At 65.7% G+C, this 22,908-nt stretch carries 17 protein-coding genes; 2 read left to right on the forward strand and 15 right to left on the reverse strand.

From position 1 onward, the window contains the following. Positions 1–48: 48 nt before the first annotated feature. The 3 genes from GA566_RS25415 to GA566_RS25425 all read right to left on the reverse strand — a co-directional run bounded on the left by GA566_RS25415 (position 49) and on the right by GA566_RS25425 (position 6,010). Entirely contained in the window at positions 49–1,899 is a 1,851-nt protein-coding gene (locus tag GA566_RS25415; RefSeq protein ID WP_160474368.1) for a serine aminopeptidase domain-containing protein, read from the reverse strand. 92 nt (positions 1,900–1,991) lie between these two features. Then, positions 1,992–4,388, reverse strand: coding sequence for a polysaccharide biosynthesis tyrosine autokinase (locus GA566_RS25420; protein ID WP_137927839.1), 2,397 nt, complete (start codon positions 4,386–4,388; stop codon positions 1,992–1,994). A 56-nt stretch (positions 4,389–4,444) separates the two neighbouring features. Then, the gene (locus GA566_RS25425; RefSeq protein WP_237380650.1) at positions 4,445–6,010 is read right to left on the reverse strand and encodes a mannose-1-phosphate guanylyltransferase/mannose-6-phosphate isomerase; all 1,566 of its coding nucleotides are present in this window, start codon (positions 6,008–6,010) and stop codon (positions 4,445–4,447) included. 278 nt (positions 6,011–6,288) lie between these two features. Between GA566_RS25425 and GA566_RS25430 the strand changes: the two genes are divergently transcribed. Then, positions 6,289–7,326: a DUF1839 family protein gene (locus tag GA566_RS25430; RefSeq protein WP_160474369.1), complete on the forward strand. Its 1,038-nt coding sequence runs from the start codon at positions 6,289–6,291 to the stop codon at positions 7,324–7,326. Positions 7,327–7,493: 167 nt separating this feature from the next. Here GA566_RS25430 and GA566_RS25435 read toward each other — a convergent pair whose 3' ends face one another. From GA566_RS25435 to GA566_RS25485, 11 genes are all read right to left on the reverse strand, one after another. After that, the gene (locus GA566_RS25435) at positions 7,494–8,222 is read right to left on the reverse strand and encodes a Crp/Fnr family transcriptional regulator (protein WP_137925926.1); all 729 of its coding nucleotides are present in this window, start codon (positions 8,220–8,222) and stop codon (positions 7,494–7,496) included. Positions 8,223–8,660: 438 nt separating this feature from the next. Next, positions 8,661–11,222 carry a glycoside hydrolase family 2 protein gene (locus GA566_RS25440; RefSeq protein ID WP_160474370.1) on the reverse strand — a complete coding sequence of 854 codons (2,562 nt, stop codon included), beginning with the start codon at positions 11,220–11,222 and terminating at the stop codon, positions 8,661–8,663. Next, entirely contained in the window at positions 11,219–12,205 is a 987-nt protein-coding gene (locus tag GA566_RS25445) for a DUF1839 family protein (protein WP_160474371.1), read from the reverse strand. The genes GA566_RS25440 and GA566_RS25445 overlap by 4 nt, the downstream gene beginning before the upstream one ends. Beyond that, positions 12,206–13,180, reverse strand: a complete 975-nt coding sequence (locus GA566_RS25450) for an amino acid--[acyl-carrier-protein] ligase (protein WP_160474372.1) — start codon at positions 13,178–13,180, stop codon at positions 12,206–12,208. A 10-nt stretch (positions 13,181–13,190) separates the two neighbouring features. Further along, positions 13,191–14,384 (reverse strand): acyl-CoA dehydrogenase family protein, encoded by a 1,194-nt coding sequence (locus GA566_RS25455; protein ID WP_160474373.1) that lies wholly within the window; start codon positions 14,382–14,384, stop codon positions 13,191–13,193. Further along, positions 14,381–14,632 carry an acyl carrier protein gene (locus GA566_RS25460; RefSeq protein WP_137925921.1) on the reverse strand — a complete coding sequence of 84 codons (252 nt, stop codon included), beginning with the start codon at positions 14,630–14,632 and terminating at the stop codon, positions 14,381–14,383. Before GA566_RS25460 ends, GA566_RS25455 begins: the two co-directional genes overlap by 4 nt. Before the next feature lie 105 nt (positions 14,633–14,737). After that, positions 14,738–16,141, reverse strand: a complete 1,404-nt coding sequence (locus GA566_RS25465; protein ID WP_137925920.1) for an undecaprenyl-phosphate glucose phosphotransferase — start codon at positions 16,139–16,141, stop codon at positions 14,738–14,740. A 114-nt stretch (positions 16,142–16,255) separates the two neighbouring features. After that, entirely contained in the window at positions 16,256–17,005 is a 750-nt protein-coding gene (locus GA566_RS25470; RefSeq protein WP_160474374.1) for a phosphatase PAP2 family protein, read from the reverse strand. Between the two features lie 507 nt (positions 17,006–17,512). Next, a complete protein-coding gene (locus tag GA566_RS25475; protein WP_137925918.1) occupies positions 17,513–17,764 on the reverse strand; it encodes a hypothetical protein in 252 nt (83 codons plus the stop codon). A gap of 96 nt (positions 17,765–17,860) precedes the next feature. Then, the gene (locus GA566_RS25480; protein ID WP_237380652.1) at positions 17,861–18,412 is read right to left on the reverse strand and encodes a DNA-binding response regulator; all 552 of its coding nucleotides are present in this window, start codon (positions 18,410–18,412) and stop codon (positions 17,861–17,863) included. Positions 18,413–18,650: 238 nt separating this feature from the next. Beyond that, positions 18,651–19,469 (reverse strand): response regulator transcription factor, encoded by an 819-nt coding sequence (locus tag GA566_RS25485; protein WP_160474375.1) that lies wholly within the window; start codon positions 19,467–19,469, stop codon positions 18,651–18,653. A gap of 497 nt (positions 19,470–19,966) precedes the next feature. On the opposite strand from GA566_RS25485, the gene GA566_RS25490 reads away from it, so the two are divergent. Continuing rightward, entirely contained in the window at positions 19,967–21,766 is a 1,800-nt protein-coding gene (locus tag GA566_RS25490) for a methyl-accepting chemotaxis protein (RefSeq protein WP_160474376.1), read from the forward strand. A 185-nt stretch (positions 21,767–21,951) separates the two neighbouring features. Here GA566_RS25490 and GA566_RS25495 read toward each other — a convergent pair whose 3' ends face one another. Further along, positions 21,952–22,908 carry a phosphatidate cytidylyltransferase gene (locus GA566_RS25495; protein ID WP_160474377.1) on the reverse strand — a complete coding sequence of 319 codons (957 nt, stop codon included), beginning with the start codon at positions 22,906–22,908 and terminating at the stop codon, positions 21,952–21,954.

Genomic DNA, 22,908 nt, shown 5'->3' on the forward strand with positions numbered 1-22,908 from the left:
CCCCAAAGGGGTCTGTTCGTTGTCACACATCGGACCACGGCGGCCTGGTTATCCGGCGGCCCGCATGGCCGGCACGACGGACGATGACTGTGTGGCGACTTCCGCGGTGGGCTCGGCAACCGTCTGCTGGCGACGCAGGTTCTGCATCAGGAACGAGAGAAAGGTGTCGCGGCTCGGCGCCAGGATCATGGCGTGGTCAAGTTGCGCGCAGCGATGCGCACCAATGCCGGGCAGGTCCTGCAGCGCGTGGAAGGCTTCGCCGAAACACCGGCCCGCCAGCGCAAGTCCTGCATCCTCCACACCGTAGAGCAGATCCAGTTGTACGCCGCGCCGGCTCAGGCGATGCATTGCCTCGCGCGCATAGTCCGGCTCCGGATCGGCCTGCAGGTCGTCGGGAACGGCGGAGGGGCGCGCAAACATGCGGCCGAGGCGTCGCCCGATCGCGGCGGCGACCTGCCCCACCGGAATGTCGCCGCGCATCAGGCGCTGCCAGTTGCGTGCATTGCGCGCCGCAAACAGGTAGTCGCGCAACGTGGTTTCCCCGCTGTGTTCTGCAGCATCGTCCTCGTCACGCCAGAGAAACTTCAGCGCGTTGGCCATGACCACGCCCGTCACATGTGGATTGGCGAGCGCCGCCTGAAAGCTCAGGTAGGCGCCGGAACAGACGCCTGCCATGACGATGTGCGAGTAACCGCGTGCACGGACCCAGTCCACGGCGGCACTCACGTCGGCGCGCGGTCGTGGTGCGTAGGCACGCGGCACGGCCATCTCGCGGGCGGCGCCGGGGCTATCGCCCAGTGACGACACATCGAGCCGCAAGGCCGCGAAACCGCGGCGGGCCAGCGCGCGGGACAACAGCACGAACGCGCGGCCATCGCCTACGTGATGGCTGCCGCCCGTGTTGGGAAAGATCACCACGGCACGCGGTGGCGCGTCCTGCGAGCCCATCGGCTCGCACAGCACGCCGAACTGCTGGCCGCCATCGATCCAGACGGAATGTTCGATCACGCCATCGACCTCGCTCGTGCCGGCGTCGGCATCGATTGCCAGCGGCACAGGTCTGTCCGATGGCAAGGCATCGGGCGCCACCCACTGGACCACGCCACGCCATGCGGATTCCGGTACTGCAGAGATTTCCGGCGACTTCATCATCAGGCGGCTGTCGAAGAATTCGCGGACATCGACTTGTGCCCCGGCCTGTTCGTAATGGCGTTTCAGCGCCGCCACGGCGGACATGCTGCCCGGCGCATCGTCCAGCAGCAGCACATTGGGTGCGGGGCATCCCGGGCGACGGTCGAGCCGCAGCGCGCCGATCTCGCGCACGGCCTCGGCGGACAGTCGGTAGGACAGCACCTCCATACCGTCGTCGGCGGGCGACGCGGCCTGCGGGGGCTGCGAGGGCTGCGGAGGCTGAGATGACGATGCGGCATCCGGCGACTGTCCTGGCTCGTAGAATGCGGTCAACGCGCGCAGCTCGCGCAGATATCCCCGGCCATTGATCACGGGCGCCATCAGCACCAGTGCGGAGGGACCGTGGTTGCGGGCAGCCATCGCCTCGGCGGCGAGCACGGCCAGCGTGGCACCGAATCGCCAGCCACCGAGTACCAGCCGCTGCACGCCGGCGAGTGCGCGCAACTGCTCGGCTGCCGCCACCACGTTCTGCACCGCGCGCGGCAGAAAATCGGGCTCGCCGCCTTCGCCCGCCGAATCGCCAGTGCCGTAGTAGTCGAAGCGCAGCACGGGCACGCCGGCCGCAGCCAGATCGTCCGCCAGATGACGCATGCCGCGATGCGCCCACATGGCCTCATGCAACTGCGGCGCGCACAGCACGACGCCAGTCTTGCCTCCGGCCGCCTCGTGCAGCCAGCCCGCACACCCGTCGAACATGATCCGTTTCATCGGTACACCCTCCCGCTAGCGAAGGAACGAGGGATCGATGGCAGGGCGCGCGCACGCAGAAACGGGTACGCTTTCTGCCATCTGGCATCCGTTCAGGCGCCCTGCCGAGCGATGGCGGCCGGGCTGCGCTGCAGGCGCGGCACCGGCTGCAGCGTCAGCGGCATGCCCAGGTACGGGTTCATGTTGCTGAAATCCGCCTGGTTGCTGCGCTTCTGTTTCACGCCGTTGAGAATGCCGCCGAGCAATCGCGCATCGGCACGGCTCAGTCGCTTGAGCGTTTCGTCCACATGCTCGGGCAGCGTGGTGTCGGCGCGCAGCACCAGCAGCGTGGAGCCGGCGAGGTTGGCCACGAACGTGGCATCGGCCACCGCCAGTACCGGCGAGGTATCGACGATCACCAGGTCGAAACGCTCGCGGCACATCTGCAGACAGGCCATCATCGCCGGATGCATCAGCAATTCCGACGGATTGGCCGGCGGCACGCCAGCCGGCAGCACGGACAGGCCATTGACCACGGTGCGCTGTACCGCCTCGGGCAGCGGCACCTGTCCGGCCAGCACCTCGGCCAGGCCCACGTCCACGGGGAGGTCGAACCAGTTGGCCACCTTGCCGCGTCGCAGGTCGGCGTCGATCAGCAGCACGCGCTGGCCCGCCTCGGCAAACAGCACGGCCAGGTTCACCGAGGCAAAGGTCTTGCCCGCGCCTGCCGTGGGACTGGTGATGGCCACCACCTTGTCCGGTGCGGCGCGCAACGTGAAATGCAATGCCGCGCGCACGCTGCGCAATCCTTCCACGGCCATCGAGTGTGGCGCATTGCGTGCCAGCAGGAACTGATCGTGCAATCCCAGCCGCAGCAGACGTTCCGCACCTTCCACATCATCCTCGGTGGTCTCGGCAAGCTCGTCGAGTTCATCCTGCGGCACCAGTGCGTGACCAGGCTGGCGCGTCAGCAAACCCGCCACCTGTGCATGCGACCACGCTGCCTGCGCACGCGCATCCACCAGTCTCTCCAGTGCGGCCTGCTCCTGGCTGTAGACGATATCGCCCAGCATCGGCAGGCCCAGACGAACCTCGGCATCGTTCACCGTCTCCAGCGCCGGACGGATGCGCTGGCGTACCGTCACGCACGCCATGGCCAGGCACAGGCCGATCAGCGCGCCTGCCGTCGTGACGGGCCACGGACCCGGCCCCGTCGGGCGCATCGGCACCAGCGCACTGTCGAGCACGCGCACCTGCCCCGTACGATCGAGCTGCGAAAGCGTGAGTTGCTCGGCCTTGTTGCGCAGCGTCATGTACATGTCTTCGGCCACCTTCACGTCGCGCGTCAGGCCCACCGATTCACGTTCAGTTGCCGACAGGTTCTGGAACCGCGAATCCATCTCGCGCCGCTCGCGCACCAGTTGCTGGATCTGGTTGTCCACGGTCTTGACCTCGTTCGCCTCCTCGGTAAAGCGCTGCAGCAGCTTGGTGCGCTCCAGCTTCAGCAGGGCGATCTGCTTCTGATAGTCCATGCTGCCCGTGAGGAACGACTGCGCGTCCTGGCTCGGCGCCATCGACCCCGCCTTGGAGCGATAGCGCGTCAGCGCGGCCTCCGCACGCTCCAGCTCCGCCTTCACGCGCGGGATCTCGCCCGACAGGAAGGCCAGCGTCGTGGCGGTATCGTCGCGCCGCTGCGTGGCCTGGCTGCCGATGAAGGAATCCGTGATGCCATTGACCAGCGCGGCCGCCGCCGTGCGATCGGTGGTACGCCAGCCGATGCTGACGGTGCCGGTATCGCCCGGTTGTGCCTCGATGCGCAGCGTCTCCGATACCGCGTCGATGGTCTGTACCAGGTCGTGGCGCTTCAGCACGAAGCGCGTGCCCGGTGCAGCGTCGATCCGCGAGACCGTCAGCGCCACGCCGTTGCCTTCGCTGACCTTGCCAACGCTGCCGGCCAGCAGCGCGGTGTCCTTTTCATAGAGGCGGTAGTTGCCGTCGGGCAGCACTTCCAGCGTGAGCGGTACGTCGATCATCCGGTCTGGCACGTTGAGCCGGTCCACCACGATCTGTTCGCCGCCCCATGCATAGCCCAGGCTCTGCGGCCATGCCCCCTTCACCACGCCGGGCGTGGCGAAGTGCGCCACCAGTCCGCCGATCAACGGCGCGCGCAGCGGCTGCGCGGAAATATCGATCCGCAGCCGCTCCACCACGGGCGCCACCACGGTACGGCTGCGCAGCATGCCCACGTCGAGCGGCACGGATGGTGCAGCCAGTGCAGCCATGTTGCCGGCGTTGCGGGCATCCCGCTGCGGCACGGGCTGCAGCACCTGCACCAGCGCGCTGGCGCTGTACATCGACGGCTGCGAGACCGCGAACATCCACGCCACGGCGGCGCCGGCCAGTCCGCCGGCCAGTATCCATCCTGCATGGTCGAGCATGGCCCGACGCGCCCCGCCTCCGGCTGCGGGCATGGCTGCCGCCGCCGCTCCTGCTCCACCCGCGTATGACATCTTGCTCACGACGTCCCCCTTGCCTCGATGCTGCTTACCCGTGCGGGCACGCTGTGCTACTTGCGCCCGTAGTTGTCTTCGAACCGTACGATGTCGTCCTCGCCCAGATAGGCGCCCGACTGCACCTCGATGATTTCCAGCGGCGTCTTGCCCGGATTCTCCAGCCGGTGCAGCGTGCCGATGGGGATGTATGTGGACTGGTTTTCCGAAAGAATGCTCACGGTCTCGCCGCACGTCACGCGGGCGGTGCCGCGCACCACCACCCAGTGCTCGGCACGGTGGTAATGCATCTGCAGGGACAGGCTCGCGCCCGGCTCCACCACGATGCGCTTCACCTGGAAGCGGTCGCCATGATCGATCGAGTCATAGCAACCCCAAGGACGCTGCACCTTGCGATGGTTCACTACCTCGGCGCCGTGTTCCGCGCGCAGCCGCTGCACCACGTTCTTGACGTCCTGCACGTGCGCCTTGTCGACGACGAGCACGGCATCGGCGGTTTCCACCACCACCACGTCCTGCACGCCCACGCAGGCAATCAACCGGCCTTCGGAATGCGCCAGGCATGACGTGGCGCCATCGAACAGCACGCGACCGCGCGCCACGTTGCCGAAGGCATCTTTTTCTGCGATGTCCCAGATGGCGGCCCACGACCCCACATCGGACCAACCCGGGTCCATCGGCACCAGCATGCCGTGGATATCGGGCAGCGTCTCCAGCTTTTCCATCACGGCGTAGTCGATGGAATCCGACGGGCACGCCTCGAACGATTCCTTGCACAGACACAGCGCGTCGCCCTTGGCAGCAGGCTCGGCACCGGCGTACGCGGCGCGGCACAGTTGCGCCATCTCGGGCTGCAACTGCTGCAGCGCATCCAGCCAGACGGAGGCGCGCACCACGTACACGCCGCTGTTCCACCAGTAGTCGCCGGACTCCACATAGTGCTGCGCCAGTTCCAGGTGCGGCTTCTCCACGAAGCGTTCGAGCGGCAGCGCGCCGTCCTCTGACACATTGCTTGTCCGGATGTAGCCAAAGCCGGTTTCCGGCGCATTGGGCCGCACGCCCAGCGTGACGACCGCGCCGCGATCCGCATGCTTGATCGCAATGGCGAGTGCGGCGCGGAAAGCCTCGACGTCGCGCACGGCGTGATCGGCCGGCGTGGCCACAAGCACCGCATCGCCGTGCTCGCCCGCAGTTGCCATGGCATGGAGCGCGGCCATGGTCAGCGCAGGCGCGGTGTTGCGTCCGCATGGCTCCGATACGATGCGCGCCGCCTTGCCGCAGCGCTTCATCAGCTCCGCGATCATGAAGCGGTGCTCCTCGCCGCACACCACGATCTGCGGCGCCTCGATGCCCGCGGCGCGCCCGGCCATCACGGCCACGCCTTCCAGCCGGCGCGCCGTGGCTTCGAGCAGCGTGTTCTCGGCCACCAGGTTCAACAACTGCTTGGGATGCTGTTCGCGGGACAGCGGCCACAGCCGCGTACCCGAGCCGCCGGCCAGGATGACAGGCTGGATGACGGCCTGCGCCAGTCCGGGCACAGTGGCGCCCTGCGCCGCCTGCTCGACCAACGTTTCGATGAGGGACGGCGGCGCCAGCGCGCCCGGGTTGGAAATGCTCATCATGCCTCCTGCTCGGTCCTGCGATGCCTGGATTGCCAGCCCGGGGGTTGCCATGCGACCAAGCGCGGGCAGCCACACCGGGCCGGTGAGGATGGGGCCAGTGTGAGATGCCGCCCCCGCAACCTCTGTTCGATTCCGCACATGTTCGGTGCTGCCACGGGGCGCTGCCGTCCGATACGCGATCCCGATGGCTTTGTTGGAGAACGAACCGAAGCCCGTTGGCGACTCGGCTCCAATGCAGGTGGCAGGATTTTGGCGACCCGCATATCGGAGGACAGGCGATGGAGCAAAGCACAGTGACGGACTTCGCGGTGGACATCGACGACGCAGCGCCGCGCCGCACCATCGCCGCACCGCTGCCCCGCCTGCTGCACGGCGAGGAATCGATCTGGCAGGAGACCAACTGCTACATGGATCTCTGGATCGAACTGCTGTACGGCTGGGGTCTCGATCCGCGCCCCGCGCTGGCCTTCACCGTGACGCAGGACTACGAGGGCGATCACTTCACCTTCTTCAAGTATCCGCAGGCCGATCTCGAACTGCTGTACGGCACCGTGGTGCAGGAAACCGCGATCTACGACACGCTCGAAGCGCATATCGTCGAACAGGTGCGGCGCGGTCACGCGATGCTCGTGGAGATGGACAGCTTCTACCTGCCCGATACCCGCGCCACCGCGTACCGCACCGGCCATGTGAAGACCACGATCGCCATCGATGCCATCGATCCCATCGCGCAGCGGCTTTCGTACTATCACAGCCTTGGACACTATGCGGCGGAAGGCGAGGACTATCAGGGCCTGATGCGTCTCACGCCAGAACTGGGCGGTAACGGCAACATCCTGTTTCCCTATGCCGAATGCGCCAAGCGCGTGCGCGCGCCACTGGCGGGACGCGCACTGTCGAACGCCGTTGCGCAGTTGATGCGGCACCATCTGGGCCGTCGGCCCGCGCAGAATCCGATTTCGCGCTGGCGTGAAGAATTCCCTGCGCAGGTCGAGACGATCCTTGCGCGCGGCGATGCGTACTTCCATCACTATGGATTCAACCTGCCGCGCCAGCTCGGTGCCAACTTTGAAATGCTGCATCACTGTCTGACATGGCTGGGCGAGCATGGATATCCGGTGCCTGCATCGGTACGGACAGCAACGCTGTCGATCGCTTCGGAATGCAAGGTGCTGCAGTTCCGGCTGGCCCGCGCGATGGCGCGTCGGCGTCCGGATGCCTGCAGCGAAAGCCTGGACAACCTGGAAGCGGCGTATGTGACCGCCATCGAGGGATTGGTGGCTTCGTTTGGGAGTGTGGAGCCGGTGCACGTCTAAGCTCCTCTGCGGGGGTTCTCCCCTCTCCCGCAAGCGGGAGAGGGGCGGGGGAGAGGGCCAGGGGTGAAAATTGCAACGCCGTTGGCAAGCAGAGCCTCCTGCCCTCTCCCCTAACCCCTCTCCCAAAGGGAGAGGGGAACCATAACCATCAGGGAGCAAACTTCAGATCACGCATGCGCCAGCGTCAGCGCCGGCAGCAAACGGTCGTATTCGCGCTTGACCAGCTTGTAGCATTCGCACGAGTGGTGTTCCAGGCCGCAGCGGTCCAGCACCGTGATGTGCCCACGGCTATGGTGGATCAGTCCCAGATCTTCAAGCTTGCCCGCGGCTTCGGTCACGCCTTCGCGGCGCACGCCGAGCATGTTGGCGATGACTTGCTGCGTGATGACCAGCTCGTTGGAGTTCATGCGATCAATGGCCAGCAGCAGCCAGCGGCACAGTTGCTTGTTCAGCGAGTGGTGGCGGTTGCAGGCAGCGGTCTGGGCGATCTGCGTCAGCACGGCTTGCACGTACAGCAACGTCACGCGTTGCAGCGCCGGAAGGTGGCCCAGTTCGGCGCGCAGTACGCGTGCCGGAATGCGGTAGGCAAAGCCCGGGCTGCGCACTTCCACGCGGCTTGGCATCGTGTCGCCGCCGGTGACCACCGGAATGCCCACGAGACCTTCATTGCCCACCGCTGCGAATTCCACCGTGGCGCCGTCTTCCAGCAGCGACAGCAGCGAGACCACCGACGTGGTGGGAAAGTACACATGGACAATGCGCTGGCCCGAATCCGTCAGGAGTTCCCCGGCACGCAGGCGCACCAGTTCGAAGTGGCGCGACAGCATGTCCCATTCGTGGCGCGGGAGTGCGTTGAGCAGATGATTGATGTGCAGGTCCGACCGATGCGTAATCATTTTCTTCCCTCCGTTTGACCCGGAAGCGACATCGGTACTCGCCGCAAGACAATACTTGCGAGACATGTGACCCGATTTCGCCGCTCCGCTTTGTACTCAGCTTTGTCGCTGGCGATTTCCCCGGCAGCCTTTCAGCCGCCACCCGTTTAACCCCGCCCAAGCTCTCGAACCATCCCGGTTCGCATTGCGTTGTTGACTGTATTAAGTGCCATGCAGCACAGAACTGACAGTAGGCAGACGGATAGGTCAGAGATTCATGCTTCGGTAGGTTGGATGTAGGCATTCCGGCGAAGCGGCGCCGCGCCGTGCCATCCGTCGGCATTGGCCGACAGGATGAGGCGGGCGTGCGCTGCCGCACCAGCCGTGGGCTAGCGGGCAATTTCGAAAAGGTTGAGATGCGCGCGAAAAGGTTTAGCCCGGGAGGGGCAGGTTGAGGCGTCAGCCGTCGTAGCCGACTGCGCGATCGGCGTTCAGCGCGGAAACCTCGCCCGAAGGGATGGCCCCGATACCCGCTGCGCCGCCTGCCTCATGCATCAGGCGGATACGGCGCGACGCGCCGGGGCCCAGGTGGAACCAGTCGGCCTCCGGCAGATACGCGTGATCCTCGATATGAACCCAGCGCGCGAACCGCTGCGCCGTGACCGTCAGCCACCAGACGCCATCCTCGCAGGCCACGCTGGCGCGCAGGCCCGGATCGCGCAGCGCATCGGCGCGGCGGTCGTGCAGGAACACAGACTGGCTGAGCAACGGGTTGCCTGTCTGGTCCGCGTCGCACAGCGTAGCCATGACCACGTCGTGCGCGGGCGCACCGAAGCGGTAGGCGTACGTGAAATCGAAGAAATGGTCGATCAGTTCGGCGGCCACCAATCGACGACTTTCACGCGGCGCCAGGGTCAGTGTCTGCGCAGACTCGGCCACCGTATGTTCGCCGTCGCGCAGGCAGCGCAGTTGCAGTTGCACCGTGCGCGCCGTTGCGGTCTCGTTGATCAGGTGCACATGCAGGCCGTTCAACCCCTCATCCGTCAGGATGACCTGCACCGGCTGCCAGACCTGCCGCAGCGCATGCCAGGCGGATTTCGGCCGCGCCTTCGCATCGACGATGCCCCATCCCGGCCCCGGCAGCAGATCCTGCAATTGCCAGACCAGTCCGCCCCGGCATGTGGAACCCGTACGCCGCCATTCGCCGAACACTTCGGTCATGATCTCCGCCACCACGGCGCGCGACAGCGCGAGGTAGCGGGCCGGACGCTCGTAGCGCAGGCGCGGCGGATCGACGTCGAACAGTGCGCGCAGATAGAAATCGCGGATGTCCTCGAAATCCCACGCGGCGCCGGCGTCGCGCGGCACACGCGCCTTCCAGCGCGGATCGTGCAGCGGCTGCGACAACCCCGCTTCCGTCAACGTGCGGGCGCAGGGCACATTGGCAAAGGCCAGGCACTCGGACGTAAATCGCACGTTGGCGAGCCGCGCATCGGACAGTGGCCGCTGGTACGCGCCCACGCCGTAGTAATGCGACACCCCGGTATCGGGCTGGAACGGCCACGCGCCCTCGCTGGGCGAGTTGCGCACATAGATGGCACCCGGGCGATGCTCGGCCACCAGTGCGGGAATCAGCGAATCGAACAGCGGCTGGCGCCACACGCCGCGCGATGCACCCATCATCGACGCCTGCTGCTCGGCCTCGCTGCCACCGCACAGCACGGCAAGGCTCGGATGCGCACGCGTCGACGTGAGCCATTGCGACACCTCACGCCGTGCATCGTCGAGAAATGCGGGGCTGGCGCTGGTCTCGCTGCCATAGTCGAAGTTGGCGAACATGAAGTCCTGCCAGACCATCAGCCCCAGCGCGTCGCACTGACGATAGAACGCTTCACCGGGATAGCACGTCACGCCGCTCACACGCACCATGTTCGCACCGGCATCGCGCGCCAGTTGCAGCCAGCGCGCCACGGCTTCATCGGAATCGGCAAGACCCGGCAGATCGTGGCTCGATACGCACGCGCCACGGCAGAACACCTGCTCGCCATTCACGCGCAAACCGAACGCGCCCGGCTCGCCTTCGCGGTCTTCGGTGATCGTGCGGAATCCCACGTTGCCGCATGCCAGCACCTGGGCACCGATGCTCGCATCCACGCGATACAGCGCGGGTTCGCCGTGCGTGTGCGGCCACCAGCGTTGCGCATCGGGCACGCGTAGCGTACCGGCCAGCGTGTGCGGATCGGTGCGGCGCAGCTCGCCATGCCAGATCGCCTGATCGGGGCCGATGGCGGAGAACGCACCGAGCGCCGGTGCCGCACCGGGGAAATGCAGTTGCAGCGCGACGACACCATCCTTGCCATCGACTCCATCGATTTCACCCGACAACTCCGCACGGACGCCATGTGCGATGTCAGTGCCGACGGGATCGAGCAATTCGATATCGCGCCACGGTCCCACCGCATGCACGGGCGGGCACCAGCCGGGCATATGCCCGAGCAACGTGGTGCGCACCGCACGCAACGTGGGCGGCTGGATCATGCGCGGCTTCCAGCGCACGGGGCCGCGTTGCGTACGCAGCCACGGATGCATCGCGCGGAAACAGATATGCAGCACGTTCTCTTCACCGGCGAGCTCCACTTCTACCTGATGCGCCACGAACATATGACGCGTGGTCAGCACGTTCACGCCGTTAAGCCAGACCTCGGCAATCGTCGCCAGTCCATTGCAACGCAGCAGCCTGCGGCCGTTGCCGGAGAACTGCAGCCGATACCAGTAGTCGTGCTGGTGCAGCGGCGGCGGCAGCGTCTCGTCCCAGCGGCCTGCGGCGCGCAATGCCGTAGCCACCGTGCCCGGCACCGTGGCGGGCAGCCAGTGCCCGGTGTCCGACAGCTCGCCCGGATGCGCGGCAGCATTGGCGAACGTTTCCAGGAAGGTCCAGTCGCCTTCGAGCCGCGACGGCCCCACGGCAACACCTGGACGCAGCAACGGCAGCAGTGCCGGTTCCGGATCGCGCGCGGTCATGTGACGGTCTCCCCAAAGTGCGCTGCCAGTGCCGGCACCGTGCCCTGGTACGCGATTTCCAGTTGTTCCAGGCAGTCTTCGCAGGTATCGGGCTTATGGCTGATCACCGCTCGCATCAGCCGGAACTGCATCACCATGGCTTCCGACGCCATCGTGTAGCAAGCCTCCGCCACCGAATCGGGCAGCGTCTGGCCGTTCATCACGAGCCACCTGACATAGCGGCCCAGCAATTCGAAGTTCGCGCCCAGTTGCCGCAGCACGCTCGCCGCGTAAATCTGGAAGTTGGGCTCGCCGCGCGTCATCAACTGCTCCAGATGCGTGGGGAACACCGCGCGGAACGCGGTAATCGGGTTCTCGCGCGGACGCCGTGCCAGATGTCCGCGCAGGATGTCGAGCGACGCACGCAGCAGCTCGCTCGAACTCAGTGCATCGAAGCGGCGGCGCACGACTTCTGCCTGCGGAAAGGTGGTCACACCCCACATCGTTTCGTGCGCAGGCGTGCGAAAGATCGCGAGGTAGTCATCGCCGCTGGCCGTGTGATAGCCGTCGTGGTGGTAGTAGCCCACCGCCGTGGCCTCGGGCACCAGCACATCGATGGCGATGCAGGCGCGCGCATGCTGGCGGCGGTATGTGCCCGGCAACTGCGGCAACTGGTAGTTGTCCACTTCCAGCAGCACGGCATTGCCGCGATTGGTTTGCGCGGCAACGTGCGCCTCCAGGCGCCCATACGTCGACAGCTCGTCCTTGACGATGCCGTAGAGCCGTTCCAGATCGGCGGGCGGAATGTTCGACGACGTGAACTGGTCGCCCGCAAAATCGAGCGTGACGGTGAAAGGCAGTGCCGCGATAGGTTCGAAATCCCATCCGTGTAACAACTCGACCCAGAGGTCGATATGACGGTTGGCATGCGACCACACGGGGTTGCCTCCGTGCAACGCGTGCGCGCCGCCGCGCGTGCGTACTGCCTTGCCGTCACCGTACATTTACAGGTCTCCCAGCGTCTCGCGCACCGGTTGCGGCCACTTTGCGGGATCGAGTCCATGGTGCTTGAGCAGCGCCAGCACGAGCCGCTCGATACCGAACCCGACACAGCCCGTATGCGCCACGCCGCCATCGGCCAGGCCGATATGCCACAGCGCACCGAAGTGGTCCATGTGATAGTTGAAACTCATGCACGCCGTGGGACCGAGTCCGTCGTTGACCGGCACCAGCAGTTCGAACTTCAACTTCAGTTCGCGCTGGCTGTCGGCCACGATCTTGCCGCCACGTCCGAAGAATGGATCGTTGGCGACATCCACCTCCACCGGCAACTGCAGCGATTCGGCCAGCGCCTGGCCGCGCTCCATCCACAACTGCCGGAACGCCACGATGCGCTCGGGCGATCCCAGGCACACGTACTCGCGCTGACGGAACAACTGCATGCGCGTGGGCTCCAGCGACGGCTCGTGGCGGTAGCAGTAGGACAGCACGTCCACCACCTTGCCCTCCTCGGGCAGCGGGCCGCGCTTTGCCACGACCGGATAGATCGGATAGCACGCAGCCGGCGTCAGCACCACGCCCGTGGGCTGCTGCTGATCGGTCCAGTCTTCCTTGTCTTCGAGTCGTGCGAGCAGGCGTCGATGGCCGCGATCGTCGCCACAGAAACTGTGGATCGTGCCCGCGAGATTCGGAAAGCTCTTCAGGTACTCGCTCGTCTCGAAATCGTGCTGGCCCATCGCGGGCGGAAAGCGCAGCACTTCGGCATGCTGGTCCGCGCCGATGCGCGTGATGGCCGCGTTCAGGCCATCGGCCACCGCTTCGAACACGGCGCTGCGGCCATACAGGCCCTTGACGCCGGCATCGATCAGCAGGCCAGCGGCGAGCAGTTTGTCGAGATAGGTGGGCTCGGGTGCCGGCGCGATGGCCGATTCCGGCGCGCCACCGCCCTGCGGGGTGTCAGTCAGTGCATGGGCATCCATCGATGACTCCTCAGGAACGGTCGGCCAGCAGCAGGTTGGCCGTGTTGGTCTGGATGCGATCGTTGTTGATCATCAGCGGGGCGGACCACAAATCGCGCAGGTGACGACCGAGGCTGAACGGCGTGCCATGCTTGTAACCCGCCATGCCGCAGACCAGCATCGCCTGCTGCACCACGTCGAGCGCCATCGTCGACATCGCGGTCTTGAGCCCGTTCATCTCTGCGGCCAGCGCAAACGCGGCGGATACCGATGCACCGGCATGGCGTGCACGCTGACGCTCCAGCGCCATATCCACGCGCGCTTCCATCATCTGCAACATGCTCACGGCCTCGGCCACGCGGGCGGCCGATGGGGGCAACTGGCCCGGGCGCGCACGCGCCTGGCCCTGGAAGAACGTCTTGGCACGCGACACCGCGTCGCTGGAAATCCCCACCCAGAGCGCGCTCCACAGGATGTGCGAGACCGGCGTCATCGTGGCATCGGCAATCTCGCCGAACGGCACTGGCAGCACCTGGTCCACATGGCCGGTTGCTTCCAGGCGGAAGCCGTTGCTGCATGTGCCGCGCATGCCCAGCGTGTCCCACGTATTCAGGCTTTGCAGCGTGTAGTCGGCCTTCAGCGCGCAGACCAGTACCTGATCCGATGGCGAGGCATCGGCATGGCGTCGCGCAGTAATCAGGATGCCGTCCGCATGCGCGCCATACGAGATCGTCGGCGCCATCTTCAGCAGATGAAAGCGGTCGCCTTCCACATTGACCGCGCAGCCGCTGCTGCGCAGCGCACCGCCGATGGCTTCTTCCGACGTAGCGGATGCCAGCAGCAGTTGCTCGTCTGCCACACGTGCCAGCAACTGTTGCTGCCATGCGCTGCCCGCACCGTGATCGAGCAGGCAGGCCACCTGGATCTGGTGCATCGCGTAGATCATGCCGGTGGACGCGCAATGCTCGCCCAGCGTGCGGCAGATCTCCGCCACCGTGGCCAGCGATGCGCCACTGCCGCCGTGCACGGCTGGCACCATCGCACCGAGCAGACGCTTCTCGCGCAACACCGCGAACGCCTCGTGCGGAAAGCGCGCTTCATGGTCCACCGCATCGGCAAAGCGCCGCGCCACGTCGCCGGCTTCACGCGCCGCCGCGATCAGCGCATCGGTCGCCAGCGCGCCGTCGGGGTTGGCATGCGCCAACGCAACCTTGGGCGTGCTCATGCTGCCTCCTGCTGCTGGCGGATGGTCTCCACCGCTGCCGCGAGCGAATCCACGCTGCGGAAAAGCTGCCGGGTCAGCATCTGATCGGGGATCTCGATATCGAACGCGTTTTCCAGCGCCAGCATCACGTGCACGGTGGCCAGTGACGACAGCCCGGCGGCGTAGAGATCATCGTTGTCGGCCAGGGTGTCCAGCGGCACATCGAGCCGGGCCACTTCACCGAGGATATTGCGGATGGTTGCTTTCATGCGGCGTCTCCCAATTCTTGTTGGACGGGCTCCATTCCAGGGCTTTTGCGCGTCCGGCTCGGTGCGATGTCGCACCAATACCGCGCGCTGTTGCTGGCGTGCCGCTCAGAAAGCGGACGCGCCTGTCCAGCCGTGCAGCGCCGTGCGCACGATGATCCGGAGGTCGAGCTGGAACGACCAGTGCTGGATGTAATAGATGTCGAACTCGATACGCTTGCGCATCTTCTCGATCGTGTCGGTCTGCCCGCGCAGTCCGTTGATCTGGGCCCAGCCCGTGATCCCCGGCTTGACGCGGTGGCGCAGCATGTAGCGATCGATCAGTTCCTTGTAGATCTCGTTGTGTTCCATCGCATGCGGACGCGGCCCCACCACCGACATCTCGCCGCGCAGCACGTTGAAGAATTGCGGCAGTTCGTCCAGGCTGGTGCGGCGCAGGAAGGCGCCGATGCGCGTCACGCGCGGATCGCCCCGCGTGGCCTGCGTGACGCCGGTATCGGCATGCATGCGCATGGTGCGGAACTTGTAGACGTGGAACGGGTGCCCGTCGATACCCAGACGCTGCTGGCGGAACAGCACCGGGCCGTGCGACGACAACTTGACCATCACCGCAATGGTGAGCAGCAGCGGACTCAGTGCCAGGATCACGCCTGCGGCAAACGCGCGGTCGAAGCTGGCCTTCATCAACCCCGTGATGCCCGATACCGGCGGCGCGTTCAGGTCGATGACCGGCAAACCCATGAAGTCCGTGAAGCGATGGCCAAGCAGTTCCACCGACGACACATCGGGCACCCAGCGGATATCGATCAGGTCATTGCGGAAGCGGCGCACCACTTCGGAGAGGTCGCGGCACGCGGCCATAGGCAGCGTGAGCCAGATCTCGCGCACGCCCTGGCTGGTGACGAACGCGTTGACTTCTTCCACCGTGCGCAGCGTGGTCACGCCATTGGGTATGCCCTGGCTGGTTTCATCGAAGATGCCCACCACGCGGTAGCCGGCCGTGCGGATGCGTTGCACGCGCAGGAACATCTCGCGGCCCAGCGGTCCGTAGCCGAAGATCACCACGCGCTTGGCGTTGATACCCTGCTCGCGGACGTTGCCGAGCATGCGGAACATCAACGCGCGCGACGCCAGCAGCGCCAGCGCCGTGCTGATGAACCATCCCATCGACCACACGCGCGAGACCGCCGCAATCTGATGAATCAGGAATGCGCCCAGCAGCCCGGCGAAGAACACCGTGGCCCACGCCGAGCAGATACGCAGTGCCAGTACCGCGAGACTGCGGCCGCGCCACGATTCGTAGATGCCGAAGCCGGGAAACACCACGAGTGCGCCGATGGCGCAGAGCATGGTCAGGAACCCGTTGACGGGCGCCGCCTCGCGGATGCCTCCGGGAAAATAGAGCGCACCCATGGCGATGCCGGCCACGCCGATCACCACGGCATCCGACAACCTGTAGAGATAGTGAAGCGCGCTATGCCGCTCCGCGGCGACGTTCCAGTTCGATGCCATGACTGCCCCATGCCCAATACGACCCGTATGAAAAAACGCTCCGGATCATGGTTGCGCAGGGGCTGCGCGGCAGTCTGTGGGGGGGCGCACACAGGTGCGCCGGGCGGATTCCGGCTAGGCGGGACAGCGTGCGGTGGCGCACCGGGCGTGGGGTGCAGCCCCGCCCCGGTCATCCACGTGGCGATTCATTTCGTCTCGATGGCGGTCTCCCGCAGTATCTCCGGCAGCACCTGTGCGGCACGTGGTGCAAGGCGGCAGCGCACTCCACTCGCCCCGATTGAACGGACGATCCCGTCCCGAGAGGAACAGTGCGAGGTCCGTCACCAGCCCGTGCGTGGTGCCGGTCATGTGCGAGACCGGCAGCAGCGGCATCGACACCAGTACCACGCACGCCAGCGTCATCGTCATCGGGCCATGCGGCACCCCATGGCGCATGATGAACGGCAGGCTGACGCAGAAGCCCAGGGCCAGGCCGCTGATCACCTCCGAAGGCGAATGCGCATGCAGCGCCAGGCGCGACACGCCCACCGCCAGCGCCAGGACCACGCCAGCGGCGGCCGCTACCAGACTCAGTCCCGGCCGGCTGACGGGCATCGCCAGGTACAGCAGCACGGGCAGGATCGACGCCGCCATCATCGAATGGCCGGAGAAACCCGTGAAGTCCATGGCTTCGCTGCCTACGCCCCATCCCATGAACGCCACCTTCGACGCCAGCACCAGAGCGGCAGTCAGCGAGAACGCCAGCAGCCAGTGCCACGCCATGCGCGTGGCCCCGCGCCATCGCAGCCATGCGTAGAGAAAGATCGCACACGGCAGCAGGAAGGTGGACTCACCGAAGAAGGTAATCAGATGCCAGCGGCTCATGGGTACGTGCGATGCGATATGCGATGTAGGGATCGATGCAACGTGCGGTTGGACGGGCGGCGCCGGCTTCGGTTCGACGCTACGCGCATCGTTCCGTGGGATGCCAGACGCAAGCTCTGCACCATGGTGCAGAGCCGCATAGGGGCAGCGTAGCACTGCGCGGCTCCGCCTGTCATGGACGTCTCCCTCCCGAAGCATGAGTCCGCGCGACCCGCCTGCACCGGACTCCACACGCCTGTTATCCCCGAACAAGCCCGATAACACTGGGGCCAGCGGCTGCCAGAACCGTGCAGATGCAGGGATGAGAGGCCCCATCGGCATGCGTCTTCTGGTTGATACAGTCTGCCGCCGCGATTCGTTATGGTCACAGTAACGGCTGCTCACCACGTGGGCGGCCGTTTCAAAGCCCGCATGGTCCCCCGGTCGGCGGGCTTCTTTTTTGGCCGCGCCGATGGTGATTGCGTCGAATGCTGGTGAGAGGAGCGATGCAGACGCGCTTTTACGACGCTATCGTCGCGACAGTGCCACGAACAGTGCGCGCGCCGTTTCCAGATGCCGGCTGGCTTCCGCTTCCCCGATCGCGCGCGCGGCCACGATGGCGGCGGCTTCGGAGGGATGATGCCGCCCGTGCAGCTCGCCCCGATATAACAACGGCCCGCCAATGACGGCGAGCCGGATCTCATAGCAACATGCCCACTTGTCCCGGCCCTCGCGCACGGCAAACCCGTGGACGACCAGGATATCCAGACTGCGTTCCATACGACCCCCTGCATCACGCGGGCGGCCGGCCTCGGATGGGCGCCAGCTTCTGTCCGCGATTACATCCAGCATAGTCCTACAGGCGCCAACCGAAACTCATCCGATCGCAGTAGATCCGTCGGCATGCAAGCGGGGCGCATGGTTGAAGCTCATCCCTTCCGGTGCGCACCCTTCCTGCACACGCGGCGGATGCACCGCGCGCAGCAGAGACAGCGCGCTGCGGGGGAAACATTGCCCACCGGCCCACACCAGCGTGGCCGCCGCGCAGACCAGTTCCACCGGCGCGGGCACAGCCAGGCAGCCGCTGGCGCCGAGCAGCGCGGCATGTGCCATCAGCCTTGCATCAAGCGAATCGGACAGCACGAGCCAGCGGCGCGGCGCCAGGCGCTCCCGCACGCGGTCGAGCAGCTTGCAGGGATCGCCTTCCACGCCGCTGCAGTCCACCAATGCCATCTCCACCGATTGTTCGGGCAGCGGCTCGGACTGGTCGGGGTTGTCGATCGATTGCGCGCGGGCGCCGTCAGGCATGCCGTCGAGCAGCCAGTCGGGGCCGTGCCATCGCACGGGCGTGGGGATGTCCTGCGCTTCCATGCGACGCGCAAGGATGCGGCACATCATTTCGTTGCTGGCGATCAGGTAGGTCGTCATCGGGAAGCCATCCGCGCATCGAGCGCGTGGGTCCGCCAAGGTGGGGTACACCGTGCGGGCAGCCCTGGGTAAGGGCATCGAACGCTGTTGGAAACGTGGCGCGGAAGGGGACTTCGATCATTGCGGCAACCCCGTGCGCCGGACCTGTTCTACAAGCTAGCCACAATGGCCGGTCACCGCCTCATGCTTTTGGATGAGTGCGGGCCGGCGTATGGCGTAGAGGAGCGGGAGGTGTCGGTCAGGCGGCCTCACATGCCTCCCGCGCAGTCAGCGACGACATCGCGATATGCGTGGGCTGCACGGGCGTGGGGCCGGCCCAGTTCAACGTGGCGCCGCGCTGCAGGGCCACGTACACCGCCTCGCCCTTGTTGCGCACATGCAGACGCTGGTAGAGCGTGCAGGCATGCGTCTTGGCCGTGGCCACGGAGATATTCAGCAGGCGGCTGACCGTCTTGATCGGATAGCCACGTGCCAGCAGGGCCAGCACTTCGTACTGGCGCTCCGTGATATTGAGCAGGTGCGAGCCGGCGGCAGGCGTTTCATGCGTGGTCACCGGCGCGGCAACGTGCGTGCCGACACCCGGCAAGTCCACCGGCACGCTATGCAAAGGCACCACGATGGGGGCTGCGGCGTGGCGGGTTGCCAATGACTCCGCCTGGCGAGCCGGCGGCAACTGCGACGGGAAGCACTCCCCACCGGCCAGCACCAGCCGGATCGCGGCTTCGAGCGCATCCGCCGAGCAGGTCTTGGCCAGCAGGCCGCGCACGGCCTCGGGCAGGCCAGTATCCGGCAGCGGTGCCGGCACATGTTCGGCCAGCACCAGCACGCGCAGCGGTTGCAGGCGCGTGCAGAGATCGCCCAGCATCTGCCAGCCCTGCGCGGCATCGGTCGGCAAACCGAAGATCAGCAGGTCGGCGTGGTGGGTCCAGGGGTCGGGTTCGTGCAGGCTGCCCGGATCGAGATCGACGAGATCGCCGGGAACATGCGCCTGCGCCAACAGGTGGCGTAATCCAAGGCGAAGCAGTGGATGTGGCTCGAGCAAGAGGATGGTGGCCATGGCCGTTCACTTCTTATTGGCGCGTCGCCGGGTTCGCACTGCCCCTGCGGCACGCTGGTTGGACGTGATCCGCTTATGGCGCGGCTTCACTTCCATACGATCCACATCGCCTCCCGAGCTTCGCAGCGCCCCGTCCTGGCTCGCTTGCTACGCCCTCCCTCGGAGAATGTTGGATCGCCCCGTTTGCGTATGTAACGCATTAGATGCTTCTAAATACAGATTCAAATTAAATTGAATTCTGATGTTCAGCATAGGAATGTCGCTCAGTGAATGCAAGTTGATGTTGCAGTGCGGCGGGTTTTCCCTTGGTTGTATGGCAACTGCACCTGGGAGATATGACAAATGACCCGCCAGGCCCGAACGATCGTTCGATTCGCTGGAAAGTGATCCGGAAATCGCTATGTTGCAGCGCACTAAAGACTGCGCGAATTTCGCCGTCAATGCGTCGGCAATCCTCCTGCCCAAATCCGGGCCAACCTGAGAGAAGAGTTCAACACATGCTTTCCTCGCTCCGCGCGCGCATCGTGGCCCTATCCGTGGCCATCGTGATCGCAGCGCTTGCTGCCAACGCCTTGGTCAACCAGCTAGTGGCACGTGCCTATAACGACGAAGCCATCGACAACAACCTGGCCGCCGTGCAGACCGGTCATGTGGACGCCATTGCCGAATGGGTGGCCAGCCATACCCAGATGATCCAGTCCCTGCAGGACGCTGCGCTTCAGGACGATCCTATTCCTTCGCTGCGCCTGGTCTCCAGCGCCGGCGGCTTCATCAAGACCTATGTTGGCTACGCCGACAAGAGCCACCGCTTCTCCGACGCCGCCGGTCTCAAGCCCGACTACGACCCCACCGCCCGCCCCTGGTACAAGCAGGCCGTGGCCGCCGGCAAGCCGATCGTGACCCCGCCTTATATTGCGGCGAGCAGCGGCAAGCTGGTGGTGACGTTTGCGGTACCTGTCGTACGCGATGGCGTCGTGAAGGGGGTGATCGGCGGCGACGTGGCGATGGATGCCGTGACGGCGAATGTCCGTTCGATCCATCCCACGCCGAACAGCTTTGGACTTCTGGTGGCACGCAGCGGCCAGATCGTGGCGCATCTCGACGACAAGCTGACGCTGAAGCCCGTTTCCGATCTGGTGCCCGCGCTCGACGGCGAGAAGCTGGGCGCGCTGGTATCGGCCACGGTGCCTGCTGAAGTCAAGGTAGCGGGTGCCGCAAAGCTGCTGCGCGGCCGCGAAATTCCGGGCACCGACTGGGTGGCCGTGATCGCGCTGGACAAGGCCGAGGCCACGGCCGGCATGCGATCGGTGCTGATTGCCTCGCTGATCTCGCTGGTGATCGTGGCGTGCGCCGCCGCGCTCATCGTGGCCGGCGTGACGGCGGTATCGTTCCGCCGCCTGTCGGGCATTCGCGATGCCATGATCGCCATCGGCTCGGGCGATGGTGACCTGACCAAGCGGCTTGCTGCGGAAGGCACCGATGAAGTCGCGCAGATTGCACGCGCCTTCAATGCCTTCGCCGACAAGCTCGTCCACGTGATGCGCCAGATCCGCGACGCGAGCGAATCGGTACACGTCGCTGCAAATGAGATTGCGGAAGGCAACGCCGACCTGTCGCGTCGCACCGAATCCGCCGCCGCCAGCCTGGAGCAGACGGCTGCATCGATGGAGGAAATTACCGCCACCGTTGGCCAGTCGGAATCGTCGGCCCGCCAGGCGGACGATTCCGTCACGCGCGCGCAGCAGGTGGCCACCGATGGCGGCACGTCAATCGAAAACGCCATCGTCACGATGGGCGACATCGAGCGCGCCGCCGTCAAGGTCTCGGACATCATCGGCGTGATCGAAGGCATCGCCTTCCAGACCAACATCCTGGCCCTGAACGCTGCCGTGGAAGCCGCCCGCGCAGGCGAACAGGGACGCGGCTTTGCCGTGGTGGCCGGCGAGGTGCGCGGACTGGCCCAACGCAGCTCCCAGGCCGCCAAGGAAATCAAGACACTGATCGAATCGACGGTCAGCAGCGTCAACGCGGGTTCCGGCCAGGTACGCCTGAGCGGCGAAACCATGCGCGAGATCGTCGGCAACGTCGGCCGCGTCACGCAGATCATCGGCGAAATCTCCCAGGCCGCCCGCGAACAGACGCGCGGCATCCAGGAAGTGAACGTCGCCGTCAGCCAGCTCGACCAGATGGTGCAGCAGAACGCGGCGCTGGTAGAGCAATCGACAGCAGCAGCGGCAGCGCTGCAAGGGCAGGCTTCGACGCTGGCGGGCGTGGTGAGGACGTTCAGGCTGGAGTGATCGAGCGAGTTTCGATTGCTCGCGGTTTTGCTCCCCTCTCCCGCGAAGTGGGAGAGGGGTTGGGGGTGAGGGCAGGAGGTTCTGCTTGCCGACCACATCGCAATTTGCACTGCAGGCCCTCACCCCCCGCCCCTCTCCCGCTCGCGGGAGAGGGGAGAACACCAGCGGTCAGTGCCCACGTTCGACTACACCACCCACCAATACCGCGTGATATGAAAGAACACCGGCGCGGCGAACACCACCGAGTCCAGCCGATCCAGCATGCCACCGTGGCCTTCGATCATATGGCCCCAGTCCTTGATACCGCGGTCGCGTTTGATGGCTGACATCACAAGGCCGCCCAGGAAGCCCATCAGCGCGATCACCAGTGCCACGGCGCCGGCCTTGAGCGGCGAGCCGTACGGTGTGATCCACCACAGCGCGGCGCCCAGTGCTGTTGCGCTCAGCACGCCGCCGATAAAGCCCTCCACGGTCTTCGATGGCGATAGCTGCGGCGCGATCTTGCGTTTGCCGAGGATCTTGCCCCAGACGTACTGCAGCACATCACTGCCCTGCACCACGATCACCAGGAACGCGATCAGCAGCAGGTTGCGACCCTCGAATCCTTCGATGGGCAGCGTGAGCAGCGCAGGCACGTGCGAGATGCAGAATACGCAGATCATCACCGCCCATTGCACACCGGCACATCGCTCCAGGAACCGTGTCGTTTCCGACGACAGCGCCGAGAGAATCGGCAGGAACAAGAACGCGTAGACCGGGATGAAGATCGAGAACAGTCCGTACCAGCCCGTGTACACCAGCACGTACTGCACCGGCAGGAAGAAGAAGAACGCGGCGACGATGGCGCGATGATCGCCACGGCGCGTGGTGGTGATTGTCACGAACTCGCGCAGCGCGTAGAACGACAGCAGCGCGAACAGCACCACGATGGCGCCGCGCCCCATGGCGAACACCACACCGAGGATGCCGATCATCCACCACCATGCGTTGATGCGCGAAGTCAGGTTGTCGATCACGCCGTGTGGCTGCCCCTTTGCCACGCGCCAGCGCAGCACCGTTGCCACCACGGAGGCCAGGATCAGCACGCAGAAGGCGCCGGCAAACAGCAATTGGGTTTCGCGAATCATGTTCAGGGCTGGCAT

This window comes from Cupriavidus sp. SW-Y-13 (genome assembly GCF_009793345.1).
GTDB lineage: Bacteria > Pseudomonadota > Gammaproteobacteria > Burkholderiales > Burkholderiaceae > Cupriavidus.